At 76.9% G+C, this 8660-nt stretch carries 6 protein-coding genes and 1 pseudogene; 2 read left to right on the forward strand and 5 right to left on the reverse strand.

Annotated features, from left to right (window positions below):
* Nucleotides 1-1136, forward strand: a 1136-nt coding sequence (locus ACFWA9_RS36590) for a peptidoglycan-binding protein (protein WP_380393436.1), incomplete at its 5' end; no start/stop codon positions are given.
* Here the strand turns inward: ACFWA9_RS36590 and ACFWA9_RS36595 are convergent.
* The 5 genes from ACFWA9_RS36595 to ACFWA9_RS36615 all read right to left on the reverse strand — a co-directional run bounded on the left by ACFWA9_RS36595 (nucleotide 1094) and on the right by ACFWA9_RS36615 (nucleotide 7540).
* A complete protein-coding gene (locus tag ACFWA9_RS36595; RefSeq protein WP_380393438.1) occupies nucleotides 1094-1918 on the reverse strand; it encodes a TrmH family RNA methyltransferase in 825 nt (274 codons plus the stop codon). The genes ACFWA9_RS36590 and ACFWA9_RS36595 overlap by 43 nt on opposite strands.
* 205 nt (nucleotides 1919-2123) lie before the next feature.
* Nucleotides 2124-4268, reverse strand: coding sequence for an FUSC family protein (locus ACFWA9_RS36600; RefSeq protein WP_380393441.1), 2145 nt, complete (start codon nucleotides 4266-4268; stop codon nucleotides 2124-2126).
* Between the two features lie 10 nt (nucleotides 4269-4278).
* Entirely contained in the window at nucleotides 4279-5556 is a 1278-nt protein-coding gene (locus ACFWA9_RS36605; RefSeq protein WP_380393444.1) for an HTTM domain-containing protein, read from the reverse strand.
* Nucleotides 5553-6218 carry a DUF5819 family protein gene (locus tag ACFWA9_RS36610; RefSeq protein ID WP_380393447.1) on the reverse strand — a complete coding sequence of 222 codons (666 nt, stop codon included), beginning with the start codon at nucleotides 6216-6218 and terminating at the stop codon, nucleotides 5553-5555. Before ACFWA9_RS36610 ends, ACFWA9_RS36605 begins: the two co-directional genes overlap by 4 nt.
* A 158-nt stretch (nucleotides 6219-6376) precedes the next feature.
* Entirely contained in the window at nucleotides 6377-7540 is a 1164-nt protein-coding gene (locus tag ACFWA9_RS36615; protein WP_329488827.1) for a rhodanese-like domain-containing protein, read from the reverse strand.
* A 305-nt stretch (nucleotides 7541-7845) separates the two neighbouring features.
* Here ACFWA9_RS36615 and ACFWA9_RS36620 point away from each other — a divergent pair.
* Nucleotides 7846-8660 (forward strand): annotated as a pseudogene (locus tag ACFWA9_RS36620) (hypothetical protein); the annotation flags it as partial.

Below are 8660 nucleotides of genomic sequence, written 5' to 3' on the forward strand. Positions count from 1 at the left end.
GGGCCGCGGCGGCCCCCGCGCCGACCCCCGGCGGCGCCAGCGCCGCCCAGCCGCCCACCACCCCGCAGGGCGCGGTGAGCGGCCTCTACGGCGAGGAGCCGGGCGCCCGTTCCCCCGCCGCCCCGCGGGCCACCGCGGAGCCGCTCACCAGGGCCGCGATCGTCGAGCGGGCGCAGAGCTGGCTCGCCCAGAAGGTCCCGTACAGCATGAGCCGCTTCTGGTCCGACGGCTACCGCCAGGACTGCTCCGGCTTCGTCTCGATGGCCTGGGGCCTGGACAGCAGTCAGACCACCTGGACACTGCCCGACTTCGCCGACCGGATCACCAAGGCGGACCTCCAGCCCGGCGACATCCTGATCTACAACAACCCGGCCAACCCGCAAGCCGGCTCGCACGTGACCCTCTTCGGCGGCTGGACGGACTCCTCCCGCACCCGCTACCTGGCGTACGAGCAGACCTCCCCCGGCACCACCCGGCGGGACACCCCGTACGCCTACTGGAGCAACTCCGCCTCGTACCTCCCGTACCGCGCCAAGGCGCTCTCCACCACCGGCAGCAGCAACGACGGCGCCGGCTCTGCGTCGACCGCCTTCCCGGGCGCCGACAAGTTCGGCCCCGGGGCGAACAACGCCCACGTCACCGAGCTCGGCCGGATGCTGGTCGAGCGCGGGGGCGGCCGGTTCTACACCGAGGGCCCCGGCCCGCGCTGGGGCGAGGCGGACCGGAAGGCCACCGAGGCCTTCCAGCTCGCCCAGGGCTGGCGCGGCAGCGAGGCCGACGGCCTGCCCGGCAAGGACACCTGGAACTACCTGGTCGCCCACAAGGGCCGCGACATCCCCGCCGCCGCCACCCGGCTCCCCCCGCCCCCGGTCACCCCCGGCGGCGACAGCGCGGCGCCCGCCTTCCCGGGCGGCGACCGGTTCGCCCCGGGCGCCGACAACGCGTCCGTGACGCGGCTCGGCGAGCAGCTGGTCCGCAGGGGCTTCGGCCGGTTCTACACCGAGGGCCCCGGCCCGCGCTGGGGCGAGGCCGACCGGCTGGCCGTCCAGGCCTTCCAGCTCGCCCAGGGGTGGAGCGGCGCCGAGGCGGACGGCTACCCCGGGCCGGACACCTGGCACCGGCTGTTCGCGCCGTAGCCCTCCCGGTGCCCGCCCTCCAGGGGAAGGCCGGGCGGGCGGCCCGACATCCAGTGGAAGAGACCCATCGCCACGCTGGTCGCCAGGTTGAAGCTGGAGACGCCGGGCTGCATCGGCACCGCGACCAGCCGGTCCGCCCGCGCCTTCAGCTCCGCCGAGACCCCGTGCCGCTCGGTGCCGAAGGCCAGCAGCGCGTCGTCCGGCAGGGCCACCGTCCGGATGTCCGAGCCCTCCGGGTCCAGCACGTACAACGGGCCGGCGGGCAGCTCGGGCAGCTCCAGCCGCTCGACGGCGGTGGCGAAGTGCAGGCCGGCGCTGCCCCGCACCACGTTCGGGTGCCAGGGGTCCAGGTCCCCCGTGGTCACCACGCCGGTGGCGCCGAAACCGGCCGCCAGCCGGATCACCGCGCCCACGTTGCCCAGGTTGCGCGGATTCTCCAGCAGCACGACCGGCGCCGTCCGGGGCCGCCGGCCGAGGGCCGCCAGGTTGGCCGCGCTGGTCGGGCGCCCGGCCCGCGCGACCACCCCGGTGGGGTGCAGCCTGGGCACCAGCGTCCGCAGCGCCGCCTCCGGCAGCTCCACGGCCAGGGCGGCCACCGCGGGGGCGACGTCCTCGGCCAGCTCGGCGGCGAGCGCCAGCAGCGCGGCCCGGTCGGCGGTCAGCAGCTGCCGGACGTCCCCACCGAAGCGCAGCGCGTGCTTGAGCGCGTGGAACCCGTCCAACAGCACCGTGTCCGGCGCCGCCGCGCCCGCCCGCCACTCCCGCACCCGCTCGTCGTCCATGACGTCCACTCTGCCACCCCCGCCCCACCGCCCCCGCGGGGGCGCCCGACCGCCGGCCGAGGCCCGCAGGTGCCCGGCCCGCCACGCCGCTCCGACCGGCCGCTCCGCCCGGCGCTCCACGACGTGCCCGCAGCGTGCCCGCAGCGTGCCCGCCGGCCCGCCGACCCGCCGACCCGCCGGACGGCTACCGCCCGACCGCCCGCGGCTACCGCGCCGTGGACTCCTGCGCGCGCTGCGCCGGGGTGGCCGAGGCGCCCCCGCGCAGCGCGCGCTCCAGGTCCTTCAGCGCCTGGAGCAGCAGTCGGCTGCTGGTCCGGACGACATCGCGCTGGACGCTCGCCGGGGCCTGCGCCAGCCGGTCCTCCAGCCCGCGCTGCGCCTCCCGCACGGCGTCGAACTCCACCGGGCGGTCGGTGAGCAGCGCGGCCGCCGCGAGCGCGGTGGCCAGCCGCAGTTCCTCGGCGAACTCGGCGGCGCCCGGCACCGGGTCGGCGTCGGCGGTGGGCAGGTGGGCCTCCAGCAGCACGGCGACCCGGCCCAGGTGGCCGACCGCCGCCCGGGCCCGGTCCAGCTGGCGGCGGCTCACCCCGGGCAGCCCGGAGGCGTGCCGGCCGGGCTCGGCGTCGGCCCGCTGCATCGCCTGGAGCAGCTCGGACCGGGCCTCCCGGGAGTCCAGCAGTGCCGAGCGGACCTCCCGCCCGCGCGGGGCGCCCGGGTCCTCGTAGACGGCGAGCACCGCGGCCGCGTAGCGCCCGGCGGCGGCCAGCCACTCGGCCAGCCGCTCGCCGAGCCGGGCGGTCTGCCAGGTGGGGAAGAGCGCGTAGGCGAGCAGCGCGACGGAGCCGCCGAGGAAGGTCAGTCCGACCCGCTCGAAGGCGGTGACCAGCGGGTTCCCCTCCTGGAGGCCGAGCAGGAAGACGACGTAGGAGGAGATGCAGACCGTCATCAGCGCGTAGCCGGTGCGCAGGGTGAGGTACGCGCCGCCGATGCAGAGCACCGCGAGCGCGGCCAGCACCCACTCGCCGGGGTGGGCCAGCTGCACGACCAGGGTGGAGACCGCGACGCCGACCATCGTCCCGGCCAGCCGGGCCACGCCCCGGCTGTAGGTCTGCGCGAAGTCGGGCCGCATCACCATGGCGGCGGTCATCGGGGCCCAGTAGCCGTGCTCGAAGCCGAGCAGCCGGGCGAGCAGGTAGGCGAGCACCACGACCGCGGTGAGCCGGACGGCGTGCTGGAACACCGCCGAGTGCGGCTGGAGCTGGCGCCGCACCGCGCGCAGGGCGACCGGCAGCATCCGGGAGAGCGGCGGTTTGAGCAGCGCCCCGCCGGCGCCGACCACCGGCGTGCTGATGGTGTCCTCGTCGCCGCGCTCCAGGGCGTCCGCGGCCTTGCGCAGCAGCCCGGCCAGCCGGCGGGCGGCCCGTCGGCTGGCGCCCTGCAGCTCCGGCCCGTCGGCCGGGGCGGCCAGCGTGAGCGCCGGTGCGGAGCGGGGCAGCTGCAGCGGATCACCGGTGCGGACGGCCCGCGCCAGCGCGTCCATCGCCTCGGCGGCGGCGGCCAGCACGGCCCGGGCCCGGTCCCGCTCGGGCCCCTCCTCGGGGGCGCCGACCTTGGGGTCGGCGATCGCGGCCAGGGTCGGGCGGACCCGCTCGGCGATGCCGCGCAGCCCGCGAAGCTCGGGCGGCCGGCGGCGGTCCTGCCAGGGCGTCAGCGCGGCCGCGTGCCGGGCCGTCATGAACGGCGCCGGGTCGACGTGCGCGGTCGGGTCCTGGCGCAGCCGCCGGGCGTAGTCGGCGAGTTCGGCGTAGGTGTCGGCGAGCGCCTCGCGCTGGGCGGTCCAGCTGCCGATCGGCCAGAACGTGATGACGGCCGCCTGGACGACGCCGCCGAGGGCGCAGACCAGCCCGTGGCCGAGCGCGGCGGGCACGCTGACCGGGAGCTGGACCACGACCAGCATGACCGAGAGGGTGTTGGCGGCGACCACCCCGGCGGTCGGCCCGATCGCCCAGGCGAGGCCCGCCCCGAAGGACCAGACCGCGAGCAGCACCGGGAACGCCCCGTACACCCCGGCCGCCAGGTACCCGAGGAAGGTACTGGTGCCGAGACCGATCCCGGCCGCGACGGCGAGCGTGGGCCGGGGGCGGAAGCTGCGCTGGAAGGTGGCCGTCCCGGCGATGAACGCGCCCATCGCGGCCGAGGTGGCGAGCCGGGGCCCGCCCAGGGCCAGGGTCGGGAAGAGCACCAGGGCGACGGAGACGGCCCCGCGGGCCGCGCGTTTGGGGTCGGTGAGCGCCCGGTCCAGGGTCAGTCCGGTCCGCGCGGTGTCTCGGAGTGCGGCAAACCAGGACATAGCGGTCAGCTTAGGGGAGCGGCTCCCTCCGGGAGCGCAGGCTCCCGGCACGCGCCACCAGGCTCCGGGACCGTACCGCCAGGCCACCGACGTGCGCGGCGGCCCAGCGCAGCACCCCGGTCGGCAGGAAGACCGCGTCCGCCGCGACCATCGCCAGCGAGAACACCGGCAGCCCCAGCAGCACCGCGATCCCCAGGTGTTCGGCCATCATCACCGCCAGCAGCACGTTCTTGATCCGCCGGTCGACCAGCGTGAACGGGAACGCCACCTGGAGCAGCACCGTCCCGTAGGAGACCAGGAAGACCGGCAGCAGGGCCGAGCCGACCAGCCCGGACAGCCCCGGCCAGGGCGTGAAGTAGTCCAGGTGCAAGGGGTAGTAGAGCGCGGTGCCGTCCTGCCAGCGCGAGCCCTGCACCTTGTACCAGCCGGCCGTGGCGTAGATCAGCACCACCTCGGCGGCGATCACCAGCATCGCGCAGTTGTGCACCATGTTCGCCAGCGCGTCCAGCACCGCGCGCGGCTCGCCGTCCGGCCGCAGCCGCCCGAGCAGCCACCAGAGCCCGGCCACCGCCCACAGGCCCCAGAACACCGGCGCCCAGCCGACGTGCGGGAAGGTCGCGGCCGTCCAGGTCAGGCTGTCCCCGGAGAAGTCGCCGAGCTGGCAGACCAGCAGCACCGCCCCCAGCACCGCCCAGAGCAGCACCCCGCTCCGCCCGGGGGCCGGCCGCCGGGCGTCCAGCGACCAGACCCGCGCGCAGCGGGTGAAGACCAGGTAGACGGCCATCAGGTGGACGACGTTGTCGCCGCCGTCGCCGAGGAAGACGTTGCGGTTCTGCAGCGACAGCACGGTGACCAGGAACAGCACGGTGCTCGCCCGGGTCCGCCAGCCCAGCAGGACGGCGAGGGCGGCCAGCACCGCCAGGTGGTAGACCAGCTCGAACCAGAGCCGCCCGCCGAACCACGGCAGCACCGTCAGCGCGCCGTTGTCCGCCAGCAGCCGCTCGGCCAGGTCGAGCGACCACGGCGAGGTGTCGCCGTAGAGCACCCGCCGGTGGGGCCACTCGCGCAGCAGGAAGGCCAGCCAGACCAGGCCGAAGCCGATCCGCACCGCGGCCGCCTGGTGGCGCCCGAGCGCCTGACCGGTGAAGGCCGCGAGGGCCCGCCCGAGGGCGGCGCGGGGGCCCGCACCGGGCCGTCCGGGGGCCGGGAGCGCCGGCGCCTCCGGCCGCGGCTGCCGGGGGATCCCGTCGAGCAGCTCCGGCCCGACCGTCGGGGGCACGTCGCTCACCCGAGCCCCCGGAAGTCCTCGTCGCCCACCGGCCACCACGGCAGCTCGCGGACCTTCGGCGCGGGCGGCGCGGCCTCCCCGCTCCAGTCCGGCGGCGGGACGGTGGCGGCCGTCACCCGGAACTCGATCTGCAGGATCCGCTCGCCGTCGACGCTCCGGCCGATCCGCTGCAGCGCGATCCGCTTCAGGTACTGCTCGGCCAGCTTGCCGCGCGGGTTGGTCAGCGAGTCGTCCTGCGCGCTGTGCGAGCCCTCGTAGAAGTCCCAGGCCCGGCGGAGCAGGTTCTGGTCGGCGTGGCTGGGCGCGGGGTTGCCGCGGATCGCCGCGACGTCCCGGGCGGTCAGCCCGGTCCAGTCGTGGGTCCTGGTCGCACCGCCGTCCGCGACCGTGCGCACCCGGGCGTCCAGACTGACGTTCTGCTGGAGCGGGTTGGGGGCGAACAGTTTCCAGTTCTGCTCGAACTCCGGGTACACCAGGCCGTCGACCTGCTCCCGGTACTCCCGGGAGGCCGAGTTGGCCGGGGCCACGTGCAGGAACACCGCGGCGAGGAAGAGCCCGGTGCCCGCGACCAGCACCGCGCCGGCCACCCCGAGCACGGTCAGGGCCGGCCCTGACCAGGGCCGGCCGGCGGGCGGCGCCCCGGTGTCCTCGGTCCCGGCCATGGCATCGTCTCCCCAGCCTCCGGCCGGGAGGGTCCCACCCTGCCGGACGTACGCCGCCGGTCCCGTCCCGGCTCGGTCGAGCGCCCATCCTGCCCTACCCGGGCGCCGGCGGTCCCGGCGGCGGGGGAGGCGGCCGCACCGCGCCCCCGGGGGACGGACTAGAGGACGAAGGCGTCCCGGCCGTCGCTGCTCACCATCGGGCGCCCGGCCGACTCCCACGCGTACATCCCGCCGTCCACGTTGACCGCGTCCCGGCCGTTCTGCACCAGGTACTGGACGACCTGCGCGGAGCGCCCGCCGACCCGGCAGAGCACGTAGAGCCGCTCGTCCGGCAGCTCGGCGAGGCGGGCGATCACCTGGCCCATCGGGATGTGCAGCGCGCCGTCCACGTGGCCGGCGTCCCACTCGTCCTGCTCGCGGACGTCCAGCAGGGCGGCCTCGGCGGGGACGGCGGCGGCTTCGGCGGTGGGGATCTGCGGGAACATCGTCTGACTCTCCTGGGGCTCGGTCCGGTGGGCCCCATTGTCTCCCACCGGCTGCCCGCCGAGCAGCCGTTCCAGCTCGGCCTGCTGGGCCGCGGCCTTGGCCAGCAACTGGTCGGCGAGCTCCTCCAGCAGCCCGTCCGGGTCCTGCGGGGCGAGCGCGAGCAGCTGGCCCATCGCGGTGTTCTCCAGCCTGACCTGCTCGGTGGCGGTCTCGGCGATCTTGGCGGTGAGCCACTCCAGCCGCCGGCGCAGCCAGCCGAGCCGGTCCGGGGCGTCCACCGCGGGCGCCGCCTCGGGGGCGGTGGACCACTCGGCGGCCAGGCCCTCCAGGGCCTCGGTGTCGCCGTACGCGTAGGCCTCGTTGACCCGGGCGATGAAGGCCGCCCGGCGCAGCTGCTCGGCCGGGTCGGTGGTCAGGTCGGGGTGGGCGCGGCGGACGAGCTCGCGGTAGACCCGCTGGGCGTCCCGGCCGGGCCGCACCCGGGCCGGCGCGGCCGGCGGCGCGGTGGCCGCGTCCTGCTCCTGCACGCTGTCGAACAGCGCGTCCAGGTCGGGGAGTTCGTCCACCCGCAGGCGCGCCTCGGCGGCCCGCCGGAGGTCCTCGGGGTGCCCGGTCCGGGTGGCCACCGTCTCGGCGATCAGCGCGTCCAGCTCGTCCAGCCGGGCGTAGAGCGGGCCGAGGAGCTGATGGTGGATCAGCGCGAAGTTGTCGATCTCGACCCGCAGCGTCTGCGTGTCGACGTCCATGGTCAGCCAGGCGAGTTCGGCGGCGGCGACCCGCTCCTCCAGCTCCTGCTGCTCCGGATCCGTCCAACGGGCGGGGCTCTGCGCGGTCACGTCTCGCCTCTGTCTCGTCCTGCCGGCTCGTCCTGCTGCCGTGCCCTCCGCCGTACCGGGAGCGGCACGCCCGCCCCGCGGGGCGGCCCGGCCTGCCACCCTACCTCCGTGCGCGCTGCTCCTCCCGGGTGGACGAGGAGCGCGGCCGGCGGCGCACCCCCGTGCCGCTCAACTGATACTGATGAATCTCCCCGTTTCGCTATCGAGCCCGGCCCGGTCCGTGCTTCGCTGGTACGCACAGCGTGCCTCCTCCAGAGAGACGGCCACCTCCAGGCGTGGCGGCCAGGCGGGAGCAGACCGAATCCATGGTGGACGAGCCCAACTCAACACCGCGTCCGGCGGCCGGCACGGCCGGGTCCGGGGCCTTACCGGGCGACCAGCCCTCAGGGGTGGTCGCGCTGGTCCGGCTCGCCCTCGTCCTGGTCGACCGGACGGGCCGGATCGCGCAGTGGAGCAGGTCCGCCGAGGAGTTGTTCGGGCACCGCGCCGACGTCACCCACGACCGGCCCGCCTCGGGCCTGCTGCCGGCCGTCGAGCCGCGCAGCGTCCCCGGCCCGGCCGCCGCCCCCGCCGTCCGGCACCGCCGCGACGCGCTGGACACCCTGGCCGAGCTGACCTCCGGCGGCCGTCCGTGGGCCGGGCAGATGCCGGTCGTCGACCGCGAGGAGCACCTGCGCGACGTGCTCTGGTGGGCCTATCCGCTGGCCGGACGGACCGGCGGGCTGCTGGCCCTGGCCGCCGACGCCCGCCCGCTGCGCTCCACCGGGCCGCGGCTCGCGCTCGGCGAGCGCCTGCTGCCGTTCGCCGCCACCCCCGCCGCCCGGGGCGGCTTCCACCGGCTCACCGCCGCCCTCACCGCGCCCGGCCGCCCGGTGCCCGAGCCGCTCGCCCGGCTGCTGCCGGCCGGCTCCGGCGACCGCCCGGCCGCGCTGCTCGACGCGCTCGCCCGGGCCGGTCTGCCCGCCCTGCGGCTGGACGCCGGCACCGTGCTCCCCGTACTGCCGGCCGATCCGCAGGCCGGCACCGCGCACGCGGCCGCGGGCATCGGCCGCCGCTACCCGACCGCCCAGCAGCGGGCCGCCCGGCTCGGCCCGCCCCCGCAGCCCGAGCAGCCCGCCCC

It is taken from the genome of Kitasatospora sp. NPDC059973 (genome assembly GCF_042737525.1).
Classification (GTDB): Bacteria; Actinomycetota; Actinomycetes; order Streptomycetales; family Streptomycetaceae; genus Kitasatospora.

What these genes read in the sequence shown, in the direction of transcription:
- ACFWA9_RS36595 (WP_380393438.1), bottom strand. Translation starts at nt 1,918, where the DNA reads ATGGACGACGAGCGGGTGCGGGAGTGGCGGGCGGGCGCGGCGGCGCCG.
- ACFWA9_RS36600 (WP_380393441.1), bottom strand. Translation starts at nt 4,268, where the DNA reads ATGTCCTGGTTTGCCGCACTCCGAGACACCGCGCGGACCGGACTGACC.
- ACFWA9_RS36610 (WP_380393447.1), bottom strand. Translation starts at nt 6,218, where the DNA reads ATGGCCGGGACCGAGGACACCGGGGCGCCGCCCGCCGGCCGGCCCTGG.